20 protein-coding genes are annotated in these 21,654 nt (G+C 62.5%); 6 read left to right on the top strand and 14 right to left on the bottom strand.

What is annotated here, in order from left to right; genetic code table 11:
* Positions 1–14: 14 nt before the first annotated feature.
* Positions 15–428 (bottom strand): nuclear transport factor 2 family protein, encoded by a 414-nt coding sequence (locus ACQCST_RS11010; protein WP_426995825.1) that lies wholly within the window; start codon positions 426–428, stop codon positions 15–17.
* Positions 429–519: 91 nt separating this feature from the next.
* On the opposite strand from ACQCST_RS11010, the gene ACQCST_RS11005 reads away from it, so the two are divergent.
* A complete protein-coding gene (locus tag ACQCST_RS11005; protein WP_426995824.1) occupies positions 520–1,497 on the top strand; it encodes a hypothetical protein in 978 nt (325 codons plus the stop codon).
* A 9-nt stretch (positions 1,498–1,506) separates the two neighbouring features.
* Positions 1,507–2,163: a peptide deformylase gene (locus ACQCST_RS11000; RefSeq protein ID WP_426995823.1), complete on the top strand. Its 657-nt coding sequence runs from the start codon at positions 1,507–1,509 to the stop codon at positions 2,161–2,163.
* Here the strand turns inward: ACQCST_RS11000 and ACQCST_RS10995 are convergent.
* Positions 2,160–4,226: a S9 family peptidase gene (locus ACQCST_RS10995; RefSeq protein WP_426995822.1), complete on the bottom strand. Its 2,067-nt coding sequence runs from the start codon at positions 4,224–4,226 to the stop codon at positions 2,160–2,162. The genes ACQCST_RS11000 and ACQCST_RS10995 overlap by 4 nt on opposite strands.
* 107 nt (positions 4,227–4,333) lie before the next feature.
* Here ACQCST_RS10995 and ACQCST_RS10990 point away from each other — a divergent pair, with 107 nt between their 5' ends.
* The 4 genes from ACQCST_RS10990 (at position 4,334) to ACQCST_RS10975 (ending at position 7,509) form a co-directional block, all read left to right on the top strand.
* A complete protein-coding gene (locus ACQCST_RS10990) occupies positions 4,334–5,254 on the top strand; it encodes a methyltransferase domain-containing protein (RefSeq protein ID WP_426995821.1) in 921 nt (306 codons plus the stop codon).
* 90 nt (positions 5,255–5,344) lie between these two features.
* Complete coding sequence (locus ACQCST_RS10985; RefSeq protein WP_426995820.1) at positions 5,345–5,806, top strand: NfeD family protein; 462 nt, start codon at positions 5,345–5,347, stop codon at positions 5,804–5,806.
* Between the two features lie 122 nt (positions 5,807–5,928).
* Complete coding sequence (locus ACQCST_RS10980; RefSeq protein WP_426995819.1) at positions 5,929–6,876, top strand: SPFH domain-containing protein; 948 nt, start codon at positions 5,929–5,931, stop codon at positions 6,874–6,876.
* A gap of 285 nt (positions 6,877–7,161) precedes the next feature.
* A complete protein-coding gene (locus tag ACQCST_RS10975) occupies positions 7,162–7,509 on the top strand; it encodes an RNA polymerase-binding protein RbpA (protein WP_426995818.1) in 348 nt (115 codons plus the stop codon).
* Between the two features lie 181 nt (positions 7,510–7,690).
* On the opposite strand, the gene ACQCST_RS10970 is transcribed toward ACQCST_RS10975, so the two are convergent.
* The 12 genes from ACQCST_RS10970 to prcB form a co-directional block, all read right to left on the bottom strand.
* On the bottom strand, positions 7,691–8,437 hold the full coding sequence (locus ACQCST_RS10970) for a polyprenol monophosphomannose synthase (RefSeq protein WP_426995817.1): 747 nt from the start codon (positions 8,435–8,437) through the stop codon (positions 7,691–7,693).
* A 464-nt stretch (positions 8,438–8,901) separates the two neighbouring features.
* Complete coding sequence (locus ACQCST_RS10965; protein WP_426995816.1) at positions 8,902–10,566, bottom strand: amidohydrolase; 1,665 nt, start codon at positions 10,564–10,566, stop codon at positions 8,902–8,904.
* A 58-nt stretch (positions 10,567–10,624) separates the two neighbouring features.
* On the bottom strand, positions 10,625–13,528 hold the full coding sequence (locus tag ACQCST_RS10960; protein WP_426995815.1) for a DEAD/DEAH box helicase: 2,904 nt from the start codon (positions 13,526–13,528) through the stop codon (positions 10,625–10,627).
* Positions 13,529–13,552: 24 nt separating this feature from the next.
* Positions 13,553–14,347, bottom strand: coding sequence for a twin-arginine translocase subunit TatC (tatC, locus tag ACQCST_RS10955; RefSeq protein ID WP_426999155.1), 795 nt, complete (start codon positions 14,345–14,347; stop codon positions 13,553–13,555).
* A 48-nt stretch (positions 14,348–14,395) separates the two neighbouring features.
* Positions 14,396–14,674, bottom strand: a complete 279-nt coding sequence (tatA, locus tag ACQCST_RS10950) for a Sec-independent protein translocase subunit TatA (protein WP_426995814.1) — start codon at positions 14,672–14,674, stop codon at positions 14,396–14,398.
* 32 nt (positions 14,675–14,706) lie between these two features.
* The gene (locus tag ACQCST_RS10945) at positions 14,707–15,057 is read right to left on the bottom strand and encodes a hypothetical protein (protein ID WP_426995813.1); all 351 of its coding nucleotides are present in this window, start codon (positions 15,055–15,057) and stop codon (positions 14,707–14,709) included.
* A 10-nt stretch (positions 15,058–15,067) separates the two neighbouring features.
* Entirely contained in the window at positions 15,068–17,107 is a 2,040-nt protein-coding gene (locus ACQCST_RS10940) for a helix-turn-helix transcriptional regulator (protein ID WP_426995812.1), read from the bottom strand.
* Positions 17,108–17,211: 104 nt separating this feature from the next.
* Positions 17,212–17,607: an FKBP-type peptidyl-prolyl cis-trans isomerase gene (locus tag ACQCST_RS10935; protein WP_426995811.1), complete on the bottom strand. Its 396-nt coding sequence runs from the start codon at positions 17,605–17,607 to the stop codon at positions 17,212–17,214.
* A 57-nt stretch (positions 17,608–17,664) separates the two neighbouring features.
* Positions 17,665–18,594, bottom strand: a complete 930-nt coding sequence (locus ACQCST_RS10930; RefSeq protein ID WP_426995810.1) for an FKBP-type peptidyl-prolyl cis-trans isomerase — start codon at positions 18,592–18,594, stop codon at positions 17,665–17,667.
* A 109-nt stretch (positions 18,595–18,703) separates the two neighbouring features.
* Entirely contained in the window at positions 18,704–20,068 is a 1,365-nt protein-coding gene (gene pafA / locus ACQCST_RS10925; protein WP_426995809.1) for a Pup--protein ligase, read from the bottom strand.
* 1 nt (position 20,069) lies between these two features.
* Entirely contained in the window at positions 20,070–20,777 is a 708-nt protein-coding gene (gene prcA / locus ACQCST_RS10920) for a proteasome subunit alpha (RefSeq protein WP_426995808.1), read from the bottom strand.
* Position 20,778: 1 nt separating this feature from the next.
* Positions 20,779–21,606: a proteasome subunit beta gene (gene prcB, locus ACQCST_RS10915; protein ID WP_426995807.1), complete on the bottom strand. Its 828-nt coding sequence runs from the start codon at positions 21,604–21,606 to the stop codon at positions 20,779–20,781.
* Positions 21,607–21,654: the final 48 nt, after the last annotated feature.

The raw sequence follows: 21,654 nt of genomic DNA, 5'->3' as shown, positions 1-21,654 counted from the left end.
GGGAAACGCCCGGCTCAGGGCAACTGCTCCTCGATGAAGTAGCAGTCGTAGCTGTCCTGGCTAATGATCCTGCCGTCCCGCACTTCGAAAACGGACGACATCCTGGCGCGGATGACCTCGCCGGCATCCCAGTAACGCAGATCCATGAGGGATGTGGCGGACCAGTCCACCTCCAGGACAACCCGGTCGCCCTCACAGGTGGTGCGCCGGACCTCAAAGCGTTGCTCCGCAACCACCTGCCCGCTCTGATCCACTCCGGCCAGCACCTGTTCACGCGTCCGCTTTGACCCTTCAGGCGCCAGCACATGAGGTGCTTCGATCAGGGTGAAGTCCTCCGAAAGGTAGGGCCGGACCGCATCACCGCCACCGCCGGCTTCGATGGTCCGTACATAGCCGAGTACGCAATCCAAAGGGGTCTGATAAGTCATGGAACGACGCTAGCTGATGCACGGGACGGCTGCCGGATAACCTGAGCCGGCACCACATGACGCCACACGATACCAGGCCTACACTTCAGGCATGACCCCCGAAAGCCGGCAACGGCGACGGCCGGTGCCGGCCGCCCCCATCGTCGTCCTTCTGCTTGTCCTGTTGGCCACTGTGGGCGCATCTGCCGCGTGCAACCCCGTGCCGGAGCCTGGCCCACGGGCGTCGACAGCGCAGCCCGAGACGGAACATGCTGCCCATTTGCCTGGGCTCTCCGCCGAGCTCAATCAGTTCCGGGATAACTACGGCAAGCAGATCATTGAAGTGCAGCTCACCAACACCCTCACGGAGCCACTGACGGTTTTGACCGCCGCCGTCAGCAGCCCACTGTTCAATTCCCCGATTACCTGGCAGTCCATGCAGCAGGGCACCGCCGTACCGCCCGGCCAAAGCAAAAGCCTTCCCGCCCAACTGCCGGACGCAGTGTGCCCGGACGCCGCCCAGGCATTCGCTGACTCTTCCGACACGATCCCCGCGGAATCTGTTCTGGTGGTTGGCCTCTCCCCCGACGGACGCCGAGTAAGGGTGCCCCTGACTGATCCGTTTGGGGTGCTGGTGCGGAACAACATGGAACTGTGCGTGGCCCGGGCTGCAGCCTCAACAGCCGAATTCGCGTTCTCCCCCGGCCTGGACATATCCCCGGACGGCGCAACAGCTGTGATCCGGCTCGCCATCCGCCCGCTCGCCGTAGTCCCGCACGGTAACGGGGCGGCTGAACCGTTGATAATCACCATCGAACGCGTCGACGGCACCACCCTGATAGCTGAGGATCCGGACCTGCCCTGGCCGCAGGGCACCACGGTGAGTCCGGGCGGAGAGGCAGCTGAACTCCAGCTCAGTATCCGGCCGGCGCGGTGTGACCCGCACGCCGTGGCAGAGGACAAGGTGGGCACACTCATCCCGCTCCATGTGCAGGCAGGCCGTCTTCGGGGAATCCTCAAGGTCCAGGCCGGCACCGCACTCAAAGCGGCAATCCTGGACTTTGTCGCGGGGGCATGTGCACGCCGCTAGGCTCTTTACATGAGTCCAGCAGCAGCGCCCACACCGTTCAGCCCGGCGCACATCCGTGAAACGGTACAGAAGATCCTGGCGGAGGAGTCACTGCCACTCATTGTCCAGGCAGGTCACCCGGTCCTGAGGCAGGGCGCGGCGCACTATGACGGACAGCTCAGCGACGCAGAGCTCGGCCAGCTGATCGGTCTCATGCGGCAGGTCATGCATAGCGCACCCGGAGTAGGACTGGCCGCCCCGCAACTCGGCATTCCATTGCAGCTGGCCGTGCTCGAGGACCGGTTCGAGGTCGACGGCGACCTCGCAGCGGTGCGGAAGCGCTCACCATTGGAGTTCCTCACCATCCTGAATCCCCGCTACCGGGCGCTGGGCGCGGAGACCGCGGCCTTCTACGAAGGCTGCCTCTCTCTCGCCTCGCTTCAGGCAGTCGTGGTACGGCCGGAGAGTGTGGCGCTGGATTTCCTGGCACCGGACGGAACCTCCGTTCAGCGAGAATTCACCGGCTGGCAGGCGCGGATCGTCCAGCATGAAACGGATCATCTGCACGGATCCCTTTATATCGACCGCGCCGAGCTCAGATCACTGAGCAACACCGCGGAATACTCCGAGCGCTGGGCGGAACCGGGAATCGCACGGGCACGGCATGAGCTTGGCTTCCTTCCTTAGCTTCCCGCCGACTCGGCCCCCGGTGACGGCGTCGGATTCGCACCGGTGGGCAGATACTTCGCCCACCATTCCAGAATCTGCTCAAACCGCTGCCGGCGGTGGTGAGGAGTCCCTGACCGGGACAGCTCATGGTTTTCACCGGGGAAGACCAGGAAAGCAGTCTCAACTCCCTGTTGTTTCAGCGCTGTGAAATAGCGCTGGCCCTGCTCGACCGGGCACCGGAGATCGTCTTCACTGTGAATGACCAGCGCAGGTGTCCGGACTGCGCCGACCGCTGCCATGGGACTTTGCGCGGCGAACTGCTCCGGCGAACCACCCGTGTACTCGCCGCCGAAGAACCAGCCGATGTCCGAAGATCCGCTAAAACTAACAGGGTCCAGAAATCCACGCTCGACAATGGCCGCCTGGAACCGGTGGTCCCGGCTGATGGTCCACGCAGTGAGATAGCCGCCGTAGGATCCGCCCATTATCCCCAGGGACGCGCTGTCCAGCACGCTGAACTTCGCCAGCGCCCCATCCAGAAACGCGAGCACGTCCTGCATGTCCACTGTGCCCATCTTCGCCCTGATCGCCCGGCCGTGATCCTGGCCGTAGCCTGCCGAGCCCCGGGGATTGCACATCAGCACCGCATACCCGGCTTTGGCGTAGACCTGGGCTTCGTCAAAGAAAGCTATCGTGTATTGCGAGAACGGTCCGCCATGGATGTTCAGGAGCACCGGGTGGGGTCCCACGCCCGGTGGCCTCACCAGCCAGCCGTGGACCGGGTACCCATCGGTTGAAGCGAACGTCAGCTCCTGCGGTTCGATGATGCCCGCCTGGGTGCGAAGTGCGGCAGAAAAATCTGTCAGGAGACGCAACTCACCGCCGTCGAGCATAGCCACGTCACCGGCTGTTGAAGGGTCGCTGAAGGTGACCACCATGGAACCGCCGCCCCACGCAGCGCCGGTGACCTCTTGGTCGCCGTGGACCAGCAACGCGTGACTTCCCGTGGCGCGGAATTCCAAGAGCTCCACGGTGCCCTGCGCACTATTCAACACCAGCGCACCGTCTGCCCCGCGAAGTTCAATCCGCAGGCCCGGGCTTGCCACATCCATCACTTCGACGTCGCTGAGGGGCGTCGCATCCCCTCCGGCCGACGGCATGCAGTAGAAGGCGGAGTTTCTCGCGACAAAATCAAGCCCCGATTCACCCAGGTCATGGGCGATGAAAAAGAGCCATTTGCCGTCGCGTGACTGGCGAACCGCTTCAACGGTCTGCCGGCCGGTATTCGTGGGCCGCACCGGAACAGGTTCCCCTCCTCCGGCATCAACGCGATAGATGCCGCGGGCCAGATCGCCATCGCTGCGCTCATGCAGTGACGCAACGAAGAAGACAGAGTTCCCATCGGAGCTGAAACACCCGCCGATATGGTCGGCTCTTCCAGCTGTGAGTTGACGGGCTCTGGGCACATGCGGGCTTGCCGCTGCGGCGCAATCCTCTGCTGACGACTTGGCGGATTTGAGCACCCGTCCTGCTGGAGCCACTCTGGGTTCTTCACCCAGCTCAGGCACATCAAGGACAAAGAGTTGCAGCGGCTGGTCCAACGTGTAGCCGACGCCGTCCATCCTGTATTGGTATTCCGTAATCAGCCGGGGGTTTTCGCCGCCTGCCGAAACCCCTTCAGTAGACCCATAGCGCCCTTCCTCGGCCTCGCGGGAGCTGAAAACAACGCGCCGGGAGTCCGGCGACCACGCGAAAGACGACACGCCGAGCTGCCTGTCGGTGAGCACCTGCGGTTCGCCGCCACCGGCCTCCACCACATGCAGCTGCGGTTTCCCGTCGGCGCTGGCCCGCAGGAACGCGAGCACCAGTCCGTCCGGCGAAAAGGCCGGCGCCGTGTCACGGAACCCCCTGGTCACCCGACGGGGCTGCTTTCCCGGATCCAGCGGCACGTTCCACAGCTGGCCCACATACGAGTCAGCGTCGAAGTCAGGACGGACCACGGAAACCACGGCCCTGGTGCCATCCGGATGGACGGCCGGGGCGGACACGGCATTGAGCAACGGGAGATGTTCAGGATTCACCCACGTGAGCCTAGCGTCCTGGCACGTACCTGTGAAACATCTCACCTGGTTGCCGTTACGGATGGCCACTGTGTGGGGCCGCCGCCTGCGCCTCTAGGATTGTGTCCATGCTTCCCGACGCCGCAAACCTCCTGCTGTGCCCCTCTTGCCGGGGCCGTTTCTTGTCATCTGATGGCGGCCCCGGAAATCCGGGCGCAGCGCTGCGCTGTCCCGTCGGACACAGTTTCGACGCCGCCAAACAGGGCTACTTCAACCTTCTGGTGGGCAGGGGAACAGTTTTTGAAGCGGACTCCGCCTCCATGGTGGCCGCCCGTTTCGAGTTTCTTGAAGGCGGCCACTACCGCCCGCTCGCCGAAGCCGTGGCGGCATCAGTGGCTCCGGCCCTTGCCGGTGACAAGCCTGTGGTTCTTGACGCGGGTACCGGTACTGGCCATTACCTGCGGTGCACTTTGGACACGATCCTTGCCCGGCATTCCGCTGTGGCTGCCATTGCCCTGGACATTTCGAAATTCGCGCTCCGTCGGGCGGCCCGAATGAACCCCGAAGCAGCCAATCTCGTATGCGACGTCTGGCAACCTCTGCCCGTGGCCGATGCCGCGGTGGACGCTGTCACCGTAGTGTTCGCTCCCCGCAACCCGGCTGAGTTCGCACGAGTCCTCAGACCAGCAGGCCTTCTTGTGGTGGTTACACCCCGGCCTGGCCACTTGGCCGAAATCGCCGCCCGGACGGGCATGCTCGGCATTGAACCCGACAAGGACGAGCGGCTCGCCGAATCCATGGGCGGGCATTTTCACTTAAATCTGGCCCGGGATCTTGATCTGCAGCTCTCCTTGTCCCCAACGGACGTGGAAAATCTGGCCTACATGGGCCCGGCCGGGCATCACCTGAATCGTGCGTCGCTGACGGGCCGTCTGGCAGGTCTTGCTGCCGTGACTGACGTTTGGGCAAGGTTCCGGATCAACGTCTTCGAACGGCTGCAGGACCCGGGAAGTGTAACGACTTGGCCACGTTCCGTACCCACGCATTAGGCTCCTGCCCGGCCATGCAGCTTCGGATTAGGATGGAAGAACAGTTACTGAGGGTCTGCTCCCGCAGCCCACGGAAGCAAGGGGGATCGAATGTTTGAATGGCTTGGCCAGAACTGGTGGGCACTGTGGCTCACGGTGTTCTTGGCGTTTGCGGTCATCGAGATGCTGACTCTGGACCTCTTCTTTATCATGCTCGGCGGCGGCGCCTTGGCCGGGTTGCTGGCCGACTTTGCGGGCGTTGATTTCTGGTTGCAGATCGTGGTCTTCTGTGTTGTCTCACTGTTGATGATCGCCTTTATACGGCCTGTAGCGCTCAAGCACCTGAAGAAGGGCCCTGCCGAACAGCGCACCAACGTTGACCGGCTCATCGGTGAATCCGCGCTCGTTATGGAAGCCGTCAGTTCAACAGGCGGGCTGGTGAAGATCGGCGGCGATGTCTGGAGCGCCCGTTCCGACGCCGGGGTCCTGTCCACAGGTCAGCGAGTGGTGGTCTCGGCGATCGAAGGCGCCACCGCGGTGGTTGCACCGCAGGCCGAATCGGCAGTCCAGTAGCCTGCAGCCCTGGATCGGGGGCCTTCAGATTGCCGCCTGCGGCACCGGCGCGAGCAGGTTGGAGGGCGGACCGTCCGCCGCAGATACAGTTTCACAAAACAAATGGGGAATGAAGGAGATGCATGGATAACTCAGGAGGAGTCGCAGTAGCAATTGTGCTGCTGGTCCTGATCGCATTCGTAATTATTGTGCTGGTCCGTTCGGTACGGATTGTCCCGCAGGCACGGGCAGGTGTGGTTGAGCGGCTGGGAAAATACCAGCGGACACTCAACCCCGGCCTGACAATACTGATCCCGTTCGTTGACAGGCTGCTGCCACTGCTGGATCTGCGCGAGCAGGTAGTGTCGTTCCCGCCCCAGCCGGTGATTACCGAAGACAACCTGGTGGTCTCGATTGACACTGTGGTCTACTTCCAGGTTACCGACCCCCGGGCCGCCACCTACGAGATCGCCAACTACATCCAGGCAGTTGAACAGCTGACCACCACCACGCTTCGTAACGTGGTTGGTGGCCTGAACCTTGAAGAGGCTCTGACCTCCCGCGACCAGATCAACGGCCAATTGCGCGGTGTGCTGGATGAAGCCACAGGCCGCTGGGGCATTCGGGTGTCACGCGTGGAACTCAAGGCGATCGATCCGCCCCACTCCATCCAGGATTCCATGGAGAAGCAGATGCGCGCTGAGCGCGACCGCCGAGCCGCCATCCTCACCGCGGAAGGCACCAAGCAGTCCGCCATCCTGACGGCTGAGGGCCAGCGACAGGCCTCCATTCTGGCGGCGGAAGGTGATGCCAAGGCGGCAATCCTTCGCGCCGATGGCGAAGCCCAGGCCATTCAGAAAGTCTTCGATGCCATCCACAAAGGCAACCCGGACCAAAAACTCCTCGCCTACCAGTACCTGCAGACCCTACCCAAGATCGCCGAGGGCTCGTCGAACAAGCTCTGGATCATCCCCAGCGAGATTGGTGAGGCGCTCAAGGGCATCGGCAGCGCACTGGGCGGCAAGGATCCGGATTCCACTACCGGCGGGCTGTTCAGTGATGAGACGCCGGTGAAGCAACGGGAGTCCTGATCGACCGGACGCAGCCAGCGCACATCGCGTGAGCGGAGCGGGAGTCACACCGTATGGTGTGGCTCCCCCTTTGCTGTCAGGGCTTATTGTCAGGGCTTTTGCGGTAGCCAACAGCTTTCCGTATAATAGGTTATTTGTCCGGCCGCTCCAGTTCAGCCGGAACAAGAATGCTTAGCAAAGCGTTTCATCTAGTGATGCTGCGTAGTGCACATAGTAGTCCGGCGGCGTTGTATGCCGCCGGCTAGCGCGGAGCCTGGCTCCGCGAACCGACCAGAGGGAGAAATCATGAGCGATCGCAGCCTGCGGGGTATGCGTCTTGGCGCCCAGAGCATGGAGACTGAATCCGGCGTCGAACCGGCCCCGCGTCAGCGGGTTGAATACCGTTGCGAGGACGGCGAGCAGGTCTTCGTCACCTTCTCCTCCGAGGCGGAGATTCCCCCTGTCTGGGTTTCGAAGACCGGCAAGGAAGCGCTTCTGGTTGACGGCGAACGCCCGGTCAACAGCAATGAGAAGGCCGTCCGCACCCACTGGGACATGCTGTTGGAGCGCCGCTCACTCCCCGAGTTGGAACAGATCCTCGAAGACCGCCTCACCATCCTGCGCGAACGCCGTGGCGAACGGCGCACTGCATAGCAGGAACCTCATAGCAGAAGGGCCGGGCCTGCAACGTCCAACGACGTTGCAGGCCCGGCCCTTCTGCTTTCGTCAGGCGAGGCTTCCGTCCGCCCTCACTTCGGCTCTGCGGCCCAGGTGTGGCTGAGCCCGGAGCCGGCCGGGTCGGATCCGCGCTCGGATCTGGTTAGGCCGGATCGGATCAGGCCTGATCTGAGGCCGTCTTTTTCCCGGTCAACCTGTTCCAGCGTGACGCGAGACCCCACTTCGTGACATTTATCATGGCTTCGACCACAATGTTCCCGCTCATCTTCGAGGCCCCCAACTCCCGCTCCACAAAAGTGATCGGCCGCTCAACGATGGTGAGTCCCATCTTCGCCACGCGCCACGCCAGGTCCACCTGGAAGCCGTAACCCACCGATTCAACCTGGTCCAGATTCAGTTTTTCCAGGGTGGTGCGGCGGAACGCACGGTAGCCCCCTGTCACGTCCTTGATTTTGACGCCCAGCATGATGCGAACGTATGTACTTCCGATGCGCGAGATAGCCTGCCGGTACAACGGCCAGTTCACGGTGCTGCCGCCCGGCACCCACCGCGAGCCCATGGCCAGGTCCGCGCCTTGTTCCACGGCATCCAGCAGCAGTGGCAGCTGTTCTGGCTGGTGTGATCCGTCAGCATCCATCTCTACGAGGACGTCGTAGCCGGCAGCCAGGCCCCATTTGAAGGCGGCGATGTAGGCGGCACCCAGGCCTGCTTTGCCGGTGCGGTGCAGGACATGGACCTGGCTGTCCTCTGAGGCGATGGTGTCCGCCAACTGGCCCGTTCCGTCGGGGCTGTTGTCGTCGACAACCAGCACATCTGACGCCGGCACAGCTGCGCGCAGACGCCCAAGGGTCTTGGGCAGCGATTCCAGCTCGTTGTAAGTGGGAATGATGGTGAGGACGCGCACAGTGGGCCTTCCTGGATGGGAGCAGTCGGCACGCCCGGAATCAGCACGAACACTGACTGACAGGCGCAACTCTCCATTATAGGGCGTGGCAATTGCCGCGAACGCCGTAGGAACTGCCGCGGGCAGGTCCACACGCTTCGGGCCAGTTCCGCCGTGCGGCGTTGTGCCGCTGCGGAACTGTTTTCTGCTGCGTAGTGGACCTGCCCCTGGGGATGCCGCTGTCACAACCCGATAAAACCCCGGTCCAATCACCTGCTTTGGCCCGGGTACGGGATGACAGCTGCCAGATGGAATCGGCTGTACCTGAATCCATCTGCTGACAATCAATGCTACGGAATCGGCGTAACCTGTCAACCAGCCCCTGACCTGCCCTTTTGCCTATCACCGCAGGTCAGTAGCCAGTCGGCGCGGCCGCATATATTGACTTCTTTCCAGCCTGGACCATTGCCGGATGCGTCCGGACGTCAGGAGCGGAACGAGGGGCTGGAGTAGAGCTCCAGCCCCTCACGCACCGTCTGGAGACATAAGGGGTCGCTACCCGTGTCCAGGGCGGGCAGCAGTGGCGTACGCGCCCGGGGGTCTGTGCTCCAGGACTGAACCCTTCCATCGGCAACTTGAACCATAAGTTCCTCCACTTCCCACACTGCAAAACTGGCAGGGGAGCCGGGAACGAGCTGCCCAGCCATCGGATTCGGGTACCTGACAGCCCTCCAGCCGGCCCGGGTATGCCCCAGGAAGGCCGCGCGCGCCGAGATGCGTTCGGCCGGGTTGTGGTGCTCCAGGCAGGCACGAACGCTGGACCATGGCCGCATCGGCGTTACCGGGCTGTCGCTGCCGAAACACACGGGGACTCCGGCCGAATAGAATGATGCGAACGCGTTCATGGTGTCCGCCCTGCTGCCGAGGCGCTGCTCATACAGCTGACCGGAACCACCCCAGGCGGCGTCGAATCCAGGCTGGAGACTGACAGTGACCGCATACCTGGCCAGCCGCGCAATGGCTTCAGTGTCTGCCAGTTCAACGTGCTCGAACCGGTGGCCCGCAGCCCGGACCCGCTGCTCACCGACCTCAGCGGCTGCCATATCCAGTGCAGTCAGAACAGCATCCAGCCCTGCATCCCCGATCACGTGGAAACCGGCCTGAACACCCAGCGTGGAGCAGGCGGCCAGATGCGCCGCGGCTTCATCAACAGAAAGGTAGGTACTCCCCCGCTCCCCCGGTGAATCGCTGTACCCGGAGCGAAGAGCGGCCGTCCGGGATCCAATGGAGCCATCGATGTTGAGGTCACCGGCCAGGCCCATAACGCTCATCCCCAGTCCGTCGAGGATGGCCCTGGCGTCCTCAGCGGACACGGCCAGCTGGCCCCAGTAGGGCAGAACTTCCGGACGGGCTTCGCCGGCTTCCGTCAGTTCGTTCCAGGCAGCAGCGAGTTCAAGATCCCTGATACCGCCGATGTGGGGCGCCGCCATCTCCGCCACAGCCACATAGCCGTTGGCTGCTGCTTCCCCGAGCGCCTTCCCCTGGTACTTGCGCAGGGATGACTCCGGGAGTTGCCGGGCAGCCAGTCTTGCGGCTGTGTGCGCTTCCCGCTTCATCTGGGCGCCCGGAGAGAAGCCGTCAAGTGCCGCCAGTCCTGCGGCGTCAACGAGGGACGCAGACACTAATGCGGAGTGCACGTCCACCCGGGACAGATATACTTGCCGGCCGCCAGACGCGCGCTCCAATTCCCCGCGGTCCGGCAAGGTTGGGTCCGCCCAGGTGGTTTCGTCCCAGCCGTGGCCGAGTACTGTGCCTTCGGCCGCCGAACCGGCAACTGCGTTGAGGAGCTCTTTCGCAGACCGTACACCGCCCAGCTGCAGGGAATCCAGCGCGATGCCGGTCTCGGTGAGGTGGAGGTGGGAATCCACAAATCCGGGCGCCAGCAGCGCTCCATGGAGGTCGATGACGTCCATGGAGGTGTCTGCGATGGACGTCGCGGCCTGTTCCGAACCGACCCAGGCCACGGTGTCCCCGTCCACCAGCATGGCGGTTGCAAACGGATCAGCGGCTGTGTAGACGGACCCGTTGCGGTACAGCGTCACCTTGCTCTCCCGCTGGGCGGCGGCTGCTGGCGTATGTGCGTCTGTCATGACAGGTAAAGCTCCTAGGCAAAGGTTACGGATATTCTGTGACGGATTCCGTTGAGGGTCAGACCACAGCTGAGTACGCCACGACGCCGCGCCGCACCAACTTGATGGCTTCACCGCAAAGCCGTGTTAGCCGGGGATCCAGGCCCGGAATCTTGGCCAGCTGATCCAGAAGATCGATGACCTGTTTGACCCAGCGGACAAAGTCTCCGGCGGCAAGATCCGTACCGTTCAGCACCTCTTGGAGATGCCGTCCCCGCGCCCACTTGTACATCGGCCAGACGAGCCCCAGTTCAGGTTCACCCGTCAGCGGGAGCTTGTTCTGCTCCTCAGTGTCTTCCAGCGCAGACCATTCGCGGACAACAACATCCACAGCTGTTTCCAGCGAGACACTGGGCATCCGTGGCCGGAGACCACGGTCCTCACGCTTGGCCTGGTACACCAGGATGCTTGCCAGGGCTGCCACTTCAACGGCGTCCAGGTCGTTGAAGGCGCCCAGCCGCAGCGACTGTGAAATCAGGAGGTCCTTTTCGCCGTAAATCCGGCGCAGGCGTTGGCCATCCGCGCTGATGGTGGCCTTTCCGGATTCCGGCGTCTCCAGATATCCGTATGCCGAGAGAACGTCGCAGACCCGGTCAAAGGTCTTGGCAATAGTGTTGGTCCGGCCCTGGATCTGGCGGACCAGACCGTCTGTTTCGCGGCGCAGTTTCCACCAGCGCTCGGACCACCGTGCGTGGTCCTCGCGTTCGCTGCATCCGTGGCAGGGGTGCGCCCGCAAGGACCGCCGGAGCTCGGCGATTTTCTTTTCCTGATCCGGAAGCGCCGTGGCAAGGCCAAAGTCGTTGTTGCGGCTGATGTCCGGACCCGGCGGCCGGTTCTCGCGGATGGCATTGCGCACAGACGACGCCAGATCCCGCCGGGATTTGGGAACCTTGGCGTTAAACGACTTCGGGATCCTGACACGGGTGACCGGCGAGATGGGCCCCTCGAGGTCATCGGTGCCAATCCGGCGCAGCTGGTTGTCCATGGTCAGCACGGCAGGCCGCGGCTCCCTGCTGCTGTGGTCCGAACTCAGAACCACGGCCAGCCCCGGGGCACGGCCGCCTGGCACATCCACAACATCGCCGGGCAACAACCGGCCCAGGGAATCGTCGTTGAGTGACTTCCGGGCCCGGTTTCTGCTCCGTGACGTGACGTTTTCGGCGTCGGACAGCTCGCGGCGCAGCCTGGAATATTCGGTGAAGTCACCCAGATGGCATGTCATGGACTTGGCGAAACCCGCAAGTGACTCCTCGCGGCTGCGCACCTGTTTCGCCAGCCCCACCACGGAACGATCCGCTTGGAACTGGGCAAACGAGGATTCGAGTATTTCCCGCGCCCGGGGCCGCCCGAACTGTGCAAGCAGGTTGATGCTCATGTTGTAGGTGGGCCGGAAACTGGAATTCAGCGGGTAGGTACGCCTGGATGCAAGTCCTGCTACCGCCGCCGGATCCGTACCGGGCTGCCAGAGGACCACAGCATGGCCTTCGACGTCGATTCCGCGGCGGCCGGCCCGTCCGGTCAGCTGGGTATATTCCCCCGCGGTAATGTCCACGTGCGCTTCGCCGTTGAACTTGTCCAGTTTCTCGAGGACCACAGAGCGGGCGGGCATATTAACTCCCAGTGCCAGGGTCTCGGTGGCGAACACCGCCTTCACGAACCCATCAACGAAAAGCTTCTCCACCACTTCTTTGAAGGTTGGCAGCATTCCGGCATGGTGTGCCGCGATCCCCCGTAACAGCCCGTCCCGCCAGCTCCAAAAACCGAGTATGTCCAGATCGTCGGAGGGAATGTCCTGACCGGCCTCGTCCACCCGCTGGGCAATGATCTGTTGTTCTCTTTCGGTGGTCAGCCACAATCCGGAGGCAACGCACTGGGAGACTGCGGCATCGCAGCCTGCGCGGGAGAAGATGAAGGTAATGGCCGGCAACAGATCCTGCCGGTCCAAGCTCGCGATGACCTGGGGACGGCTTGCTTTCCTGACTGCCGTCCGCGGGTCTCCTTGGGCTGGCCGCTCCTCGTCGCGGTGGCGGTGCTGACGGCGCTGGCTGCGACCGCCATGGCCAAAGCGGCCACGGAAGTTAAGCTGGCTTTCGCTGCGGGCCGTGGACAGGAGCTCCGGGTTGACCTCGAAACCGCGTTTACTGGCCTCATCCGAGGTCGGCGGCACCGGAACAGCCAGCGCCGAGCCCGGCTCACCCTGGGGGGCTATTTCGTCAAAAGTTGTTTCGCCGGCGAAGAGGTCCACGATCTGTTTGCCCACCATCACGTGCTGCCACAGAGGCACCGGGCGGTGCTCGGAAACAATAATGTCCGTGTGGCCGCGGACGGTGTCCAGCCAGGCGCCGAATTCCTCGGCGTTGGAAACTGTGGCACTCAGGGATGCCACCTGGACTTCGCTTGGCAGGTGGATGATTACTTCTTCCCACACGGCGCCACGGAAACGATCCGCCAGATAGTGCACCTCGTCCATCACGACAAAGCCGAGGTCGTCGAGGGAGTCTGACTCTGCGTAGAGCATGTTGCGCAGCACTTCAGTGGTCATCACCACCACGGGAGCATCGCCGTTGATGTTGGTGTCGCCCGTCAGCAGGCCCACGTTTTCGGCGCCGTATTTTTCGGCCAGTTCGGCGAATTTCTGGTTGCTCAGCGCCTTGATGGGGGTGGTGTAGAAAGCCTTCAGTCCGCGCTCCAAGGCCAGATAAATGGCGAACTCACCCACGATGGTCTTCCCGGCACCGGTCGGGGCCGCCACAAGGACTCCCCTGCCCTCCTGAAGGGAACTGCAGGCACGGAGCTGGAAATCGTCCAGTTCGAAGTCAAAGGTGCGGGCAAAGCCACCCAGATAGGTGGATGATTCGGCGGTCCGACCAGCGCTGGCCCGGTAACTTTCGGACGGCGGCTGTGGCCCGGATATGGAGGACATGCATCCAGCCTAGTGCGCCGGGTGCTAGAGGTTATCCAGATCGCTGCCCGGCGTTGCGACGTCGGCACTGGCCTCTGTTTCTGCAGCCTGCTTGGCCACCCGCCGGTCCCGGCGCCGGTCGTTGATAATACACAGACCAATGGCAGCAAAGAAAAGCAGCAGCAGCGGACCGGCCAGCAGGAACATGGACAGTGCATCCGCACCGGGGGCAGCTACGGCCGCAAGGACGAACACGAGAAACACCGTGATTCGCCAGGCCTTGAGAATGGTCTGTCCACGGATAATTCCCGCCGTGTTGACGCCCACCAGCACAACAGGAACCAGGAAGGCCAGCCCCAGGAACAGCACCATGCGTGTGACGAAATCAACGTAATCGCGCGCATCAATGAGGTTGGAGAAACCCGCAGGCGTGAATTGCGTCAGCGCCCGGACAACTTGGGGCACCACCAGCCAGCCCACCCATATGCCGGCCAGGAACAACGGCACGGCCGCTGCCATGTAGCCCAGCGTGTAACGCCGCTCCTTCTTGGTGAGACCGGGGGTGATAAATGCCCAAAGCTGATAAATCCAGACCGGGCTGGAAATAACCGCACCGATCATGAGCGACAGCTGAAGTTTGAAATCAAACGGTGACGCGATGCTTGAGAAGTTGACCGAGGACGTGCCTCCGGTGTGCTCCGCGATCCGGTCCACAGGCTCTTTGAGCGCGCTCAAGATCGGATCGTAGAGAATCCAACCGCCAACTGCGCCGATGACAAGGCCGATCGCCGACTTGAGGAGCCTGTTCTTGAGCTCCCGAAGGTGGTCCAGGAGGGCCATCCGACCTTCCGGGTTGGATTTGCGGCCCTTCTTCTCTGCCACTAAGGATCAAACGCGGTTCGACGGCGGAACGTCGGTACCGTCAGTCGGCTCGCCGTTCTGCGTTTTGGCCTGCGGATGGTTGACGATTTTGCCCTCCACCGGGTCGGAACCGTCCTTGGCCTCAGGCTTGCCGTCGTTCTTCATTTCCTTGACCTCGGATTTGATAATCCGCATGGACTGGCCAAGGCTGCGTGCCATTGCCGGAAGTTTAGGTGCAGCAAAAAGCAGCAGAGCCACGATGATGATAATTACGATGGGCCACGGGCCATCAAAGAGTCGTCCCACTGGAAGTCCTTTCCTCTGAGTACATCCTATGTCTAACTGAAATTGATGTCGCGCAATGACTGGGGCTGACCCCGATCGGATTTGCGCTGAATGCGCCGTTGGCGGCGCACTTCCCTGCGGGATGACTTGGATGTGAGGTAATCATGTCTCATCTGCTCGGGTGAGGCAAAAACAGCGGCTCCCGGTGCCGGGCTGCTCCGCGTACCGTCGTCGTGCGGTTCTGCGCTGCGGGGTGGTACGAGGCTCAACTTGTCCCCCGCCGCCGCCAGCGCCCTGAACGTGGCCATGAACTGGCGGAACAGCCGGATTCCAAGGAGCACGTAGAGAAGCAGGGACAGCGCAACGAGCGCTATCCAGATCAGGATCCAGGACCACCAAGGCATGCTGAGTAGTCTAGCCGCCGTACTGGGAGAGTGCGGTGCCGACCCACTCGCTGGCCACCTTTGCCAGCGGCGCAGGTTCCAGGATCCTCACTGCGCCGCCATGCTGGGCGACAAACATCGGGAGCCAGTCGGTGTTCCCGAAGCGGATTTCCGCGAGTAGCCCCCCGCCGGGAAGTTCCGCAGTACGTTCAGCGTAATATTCGTCGGCCAGCCCGGAACCCTGGTGTGTCAGCTGCACAATCACGAGGGTGTCGTCGTCGTTGGGAGTATAGAGCTTGACCGGGAAGCCTTCCTGTCCCGTGACCGCCCTGGAGATCCCTCTTCCGTTGGGCGCAACGCGTTCTATCCGGTCCAGGCGGAAGTTCCGAAGCCCGGCGGCGGCATGGCAATAGGCCTCGAAGTACCAGGTGTTGTCCAGCGAGTAGAGCCGCAGCGGGTCTACATCCCGTTCAGAAACCGAATCCTTCTGCGGCGAGAAATAGCTGAGCCGGAGCTGCGAGCCGGAGTCAATCGCTGCACGGATCGTTTCCAGGTCAACGGAATTGGCCGGGCCAACCTCCGGCCCGGCCACCGAAGCCGCCCGGAGACCCTCTTCACCGGCGGCAGCCATCAGTTTCAGGGTCACCGATTCAAGGGCACTGCCCTCGGCCAGCTCCGGGAGCCCGTTGAGTGTCTCCAGGCCTGTCAACAGGGCGCACGCCTCGTCCACGGTGAACCTGACAGGCCTGTTCAGGTCCAGATCCTGTGTGATGTAGACATGATCGTCCTCCCACTGGATGTCCAGCAGGTCGTCCGGATATCCCTCAGGCAGTCCTGAGCAGATGAGGATTCTCAGATCTTCTTCGAGTTCCTTCCGTGTGATGCCGAACCTGTCGGCCACGACCTGTATGTGAAGACCCTGGTTGTGGACCAGGAACGGCACGAGCTGGAGCATTCGCTTAAGCTGGTCCTCCGACGTCCTCTTGCGGGTCCGGTGCGCCAGGACCGGAGCAGGGAAGACAACTGGCGGATGGGGCGCTGCAGCGAACTCCGCCGCACCGGCGAGCCGGCGCCTCACTGCTGCGAGCAATTCCGGCGGGGCTGCCACCAACACGTTCGGCCCGTAGGAGGCCAATTCTTCTCCCAGCAGCTCGGCGTCCCGGTACTGGACACTGATACGCTCCCAATCGGCGTCGGGAGGCACGGCGCCGGACGTCCCGGTGCCAGGGGTCCCGGTGGCGGTTGTTCCGGTGGCGGTGGTGGCGGGCTCCTCCGCCGGAACTGCCCGCTTCCGCAAGCCCAGCAGCTTGCCTTCGGGGACATCCACGACGGCGGTTTTTATGGGAAGTTCGGGCAGAGCAGCAAGTTCAGCCCGGATATTAAAGCGCGCAGGCGGTGGGTAGCTCGCTTTTGCCAGCACGGTAACGGCTGACGTAAACCTGGACAGCCGGAAGAACCGCAGCGCACCCCGGCCCCGGTCATGGCCCGCCAAGTACCACTGTCCGAACCTGCTTCCCACACCCCAAGGCTCCACTACGCGTTCCTCGTCCTTGCCGGTGCTGCCTGCGTGGTACCGGAAACTGACGGCGTGCTGGGCGTGCATGGCCGTGATGAGGTCCTCAAAAGCCTGTCCGGCCGGTTTGATCCGAGGCTGGAGGCCGGACGGCAAGCCAATGTCCGTCAAGCCACCCGAGGCCTGAAGTTTGCGCATGGCATTAAGGGCGGAAGTACCGAGCGCCGCCTGCTCCCACAACTGAGATGCCAGCAAAAGGACCGTGCACTCCTCGGGCGTGAGCTCAACGTCCGGAAGCCGGTTGGATTCCTTGCCGATCCGGTAACGGGTGGTGGCGGGGTCCTCTGAGCTCCAGCCTTTGTCCGTGACGGTTTCAACGTCGAAACCGAACTCGCGCAGATCGTTCTTATCGCGTTCGAACATGCGGCCGAAGGCCACATCGTTGCCGGTGGTGTCGTGATAGATCTTTTGTCGCAGTTCACTGCGGCGCAGCCCGTACTTCGTATTGAGCAGGGCGATCAGTAGATTGAGCAGGCGTTCTGTACGGGAGGCTGACACTCTGGCTACGTTACTAAAGTCCATGTGGGAAACGCCGGAAGCGCGGCAACATCCGGGATTTCTTCCCGATTGTTACCGCGCTTTCAAGGTGCGAAGTTCCGTGTCTAGCGGACGCCGATTAGATCCACCACAAAGATCAAGGCTTCGTTGGGGCCGATTGCCCCACCGGCTCCGCGGGAGCCGTACGCCAGTTCAGACGGGATCTCCAGTCGCCGGCGGCCGCCGACCTTCATGCCCAGCAGACCCTGGTCCCAGCCCTGGATGACCTGACCCACACCTACGCGGAAGTCCAGCGGCGCACCGCGGCCCCAGGAAGCGTCGAACTCTTCGCCCGTTGACCAGGCCACGCCGACATAGTGGGTGGAGACGGTATCGCCGGCCGTTGCCTCGGCACCGTCGCCTTCGATGAGGTCGGTGATGACCAGCTCGGCAGGCACTGCGCCTTCGGGGAAGTCAATTTCCGGCTTCTGGCGGTCAAAATCGCGCTGACCAAATGACATGGTTGCTCCTTTTTTTGCTTGAGTGGGGTGTGGCTATAAGGGGGTTACGTTGTGTGCTTACTTGACGCCGAGGATGTCGACCACAAATACGAGGTCGCCCTTCGCATCGCCCTGGCCGGCATCACCGTAGGCGAGGTCCTTAGGGATCACCAGAAGTACACGGGAGCCAACGGTCTTGCCTGCCAAGCCTTGAGTCCAGCCCTTGATGACTCCTGTGAGCGGGAAACTGGCAGTCTTGCCACGGTCAAAGCTCGAGTCGAATTTCTTGCCGCCAACGAGGGCGACGCCGACGTAATTAACAGTGAGAGTGTCAGTTTCCTTGACCGCGGGGCCCTTGCCCTTGATGAGGTCCTGCGAAACAAGAGCTGTGGGTGCGGTTACACCGTCCACCGAGATCTCCGGAATGCCTTTATCGCCGTCCTTGACCGTGGGCAGTCCGGCCGGTGGCGTGACGACGTCGCCCTCGGGCTTGTCCAGAACCTTGGGTGCGTCCTTCACTGAGAGGACCTTGATAACCAGCAGCTGCGTGGGCTGCGCCTGGGCACCTTCCGCGGCGGCCTTGCCCGGGATGGCCAGAGCAAGCTGCGATCCGACCTTCGAACCCACGAAGGCGTTGTAAATGACGGCGCTGCCGGTTTTGAGCTCATCGTTCAGCTCGAGCGGCTCGGGGTCTTTCGCGAAAGTGTCTTCCAGCGTGGCACCGTCTTTACCATTCATGGCCAGGATGGAAATTTCCGCGATCTGGTTGGCCTTGACCCGATCACCATCTCCCTCCGCAATCACTTTGACGGTGGGTTCAGCTACTTCCAGTGGCTTGGTGAAATCAATCCCCGGAGCCTTCTTGTCGCCGTTCTCCGTCAGTTTGAGGGAATCCAGCTTGGCGGTCTCACCGGCTGATTGGCTGGTGGGCTCCGGAGCTGCGGGTGATCCGCCGCAAGCGGTGAGCAGCAGCAGTCCGGGAAGAAGAATTGCTAGTAGTCGGCGCACTTAAGAACTTTCGTCGGGGCAAGATGGATGCGTAACCGGCATGAGTTGCCCGGTAACGCGGGTGTGGCCAAAGAATGGCCCCATCCAGAATAGCCCCTGAAGCTGGGTGTCAGCCCATAGAGTCCAGCAGGGCATCAACCCGCTCATCAACGTTGCGGAACGGGTCCTTGCACAGAATGGTCTGATGGGCGCGGTCGTTCAGCTTCAGGTGCACCCAGTCCACCGTGTAGTCACGCCCCAGTTCCTGCGCCCTCCGGACAAAATCCCCACGCAGCTTTGCTCGAGTGGTCTGCGGCGGCGCATCAACAGCATCCTTGACGGCGGTATCGTCCACCATCCGCCGGACCGCTCCCCTGGACTGCAGCAAATAATAGAGTCCCCTGGTCCGGGAGATGTCGTGGTAGGTCAGGTCAAGCTGCGCTATCCGCGGCGCATCCAGGCTCAGGCCGTGGCGTTCGCGGTAGCTGTCCATCAGCTTCTTCTTGATGGCCCAGTCGATTTCAGTGTCGATGCCGCTGGTGTCGCCGCTCTCAATGGCATGGAGTGTCCTTTGCCACAGGTCCAGGATCAGCGGCACGTGGTGGTTGTGTGCGCCATGCTCGGCGACGAATGCCGTGACTTTGTTGAGGTACTCCTGTTGGATCTCCAAGGCTGTGAGCTGCCTGCCGTTGGCAAGCCGGACCAGGGCCTTGCCGCTGAGATCGTGTGAGATCTCACGGATGCTGCGGATAGGGTTTTCCATCCGCATGTCCCGCATGATGACACCGGCCTCGATCATCCGCAGGATCAGATCTACCGTTCCGACCTTCAGCAGTGCAGTGGTTTCGGACATGTTGGAGTCACCCACGATCACATGAAGGCGCCGGTAGAACTCTGCGTCTGCATGGGGTTCATCCCGGGTGTTGATGATGGGCCGGGAGCGGGTGGTCGCCGAGGAAACGCCTTCCCAGATATGGTCAGCCCGCTGCGAAAACGCGTAGGTGGCACCGTGGGGTGTCTTGAGGATTTTGCCCGCCCCGGCGATCAGCTGACGGGTGACCAGAAACGGAATCAGGATCTCCGCCAGGCGTGAGAACTCTCCCCGCCGCGGGATCAGGTAGTTTTCATGACTGCCATACGAGTTGCCGGCCGAGTCAGTGTTGTTCTTGAACAGATAAACAGTGCCGTTGAATCCTTCAGCGGCCAGCCGTGACTGAGCCTCGTCAACAAGATCGTCCAGGATCAGTTCCCCGGCGCGGTCGTGCGCGATGAGCTGCGCAAGATCGTCGCATTCTGCGGTGGCGTACTCCGGATGGGAGCCTACATCAAGGTACAGCCGGGATCCGTTGGTCAGGAACACATTGGAGGAGCGGCCCCAGCTGACCACCTTGCGGAACAGGTACCGGGCAACTTCCTCGGGTGCCAACGGCCGCGAATCCGGGCTCGAATACGAAATACCGAACTCGGTTTCAATACCGAAAATCCTCTTGTCCATTTCAGCTCTCCTCAGCCAGCAATGCGACGACTTCGGCATTGGCAAGGCGCCTGAATGCACGCCTGGTACCCCGGCCGCTTTCCGAACTGCGATCCAGGACCGCCACCTCCACTACACGGGCCGGCAAGGCGCTGGCCTCGCTCTCCGTTACCAGCCCCCTGACCGCAAGCCTGATGGCGGCAGCGAATCCGAGCTCCTGTGTCCACCCGGTCTCAACGGCAGCCGCAACCTTCTCGGCCTGGCCGCCCATCACGATGAATCCCTGCTCGTCCGCGATGGATCCGTCAAACGTCAGACGGTACAAGTGATCCCGGTCCTGAGTCGGGCCTACCTCTGCCACGGCAAGCTCCACTTCGAAGGGTTTCTGCTCGGCGGTGAATACGGCGCCGAGGCTCTGCGCATACACGCTGGCCAGGCCGCGCGCTGTCACGTCCTCGCGGTCGTAGGAGTAGCCACGGACGTCGGCGTACCTCACACCCGCCTGGCGGAGGCTTTCAAATTCGTTGTACTTGCCGACGGCCGCGAACGCGATCTTGTCGTAGATTTCGCCGATCTTATGCAACGATGGCGATGGGTTTTCGGCAACGAGAGCAATGCCTTCCCGGCAGCTGATCACCACCACGGATCTGCCGCGTGCGATGCCCTTACGGGCGAAATCCGCACGGTCCTTCATCAGCTGTTCGGGCGAGACATAGAACTGTTGGGTCATTTCAGGCCTCCCGTCGGGCTGTGGTCCGCGATTCAATGATGTTCCCGGCGATGACTGCCAGATCCCGCTCAGGGACCCGCCTGGCGCCTGCCCGGTTTACCGTGTAGACAACGGGCCACAGCTGCCGGACGGGGTCCGGCCCGCCGGTGGCCGAATCGTCGTCGGCTGCGTCGTAGAGCGATTCGACAGCGACTGACACTGCCTCGTCCTCGGAGAGATTCGGCCGCCAGAGTTTTTTGAGCGCGCCACGGGCAAAGACAGAACCTGATCCCACGGTATGGTGCTCCTGCTCCTCATACCGGCCGCCCGTGACGTCGTAGGAGAACAGCCGGCCAACACCGGCTGCGGTGTCAAAACCGGCAAACAAGGGGATAACGGCCAGCCCCTGAAGTGCCATGGGCAGATTCCCGCGGATCATGGCTCCCAGCCTGTTGGCCTTGCCATCCAGGCTCAGCAGGGTGCCTTCGATCTTTTCGTAGTGCTCGAGTTCAACCTGGAACAATCTGGTGAGGTCGATCGCGATTCCGGCTGTACCGGCGATTCCGAGTACCGAATACTGATCGGCAGGGAAGACCTTTTCGATGTGCCTGCTGGCAATGACGTTGCCGATGGTGGCCCGGCGGTCACCCGCCATCAGGACACCGCCGGCGTAGGCCAGGGCCACAATGGTGGTGGCGTGGGGCACCTGAAGTGGCGGGACGCCGTGGAATGTGCCCTGTGCCGGGAGTGCCCGGTGGCCGGGCAGCAGTTCAGGCCTGTCACGCTGCAGGTGTTCGGTGAACGACGACGTCGCATTGGCGGCTACCTGGTTGGCTGTTGTCTCCTGCACTGGTGCACTCCTTCAACGTGGTGATTCAACGTCCGGACAGACCCCGCG

It is taken from the genome of Pseudarthrobacter sp. N5, from assembly GCF_050157035.1.
Classification (GTDB): domain Bacteria; phylum Actinomycetota; class Actinomycetes; order Actinomycetales; family Micrococcaceae; genus Arthrobacter.
Note: the sequence above shows the minus strand (reverse complement) of the source record. Positions and strands in the feature narration are given on the sequence as shown.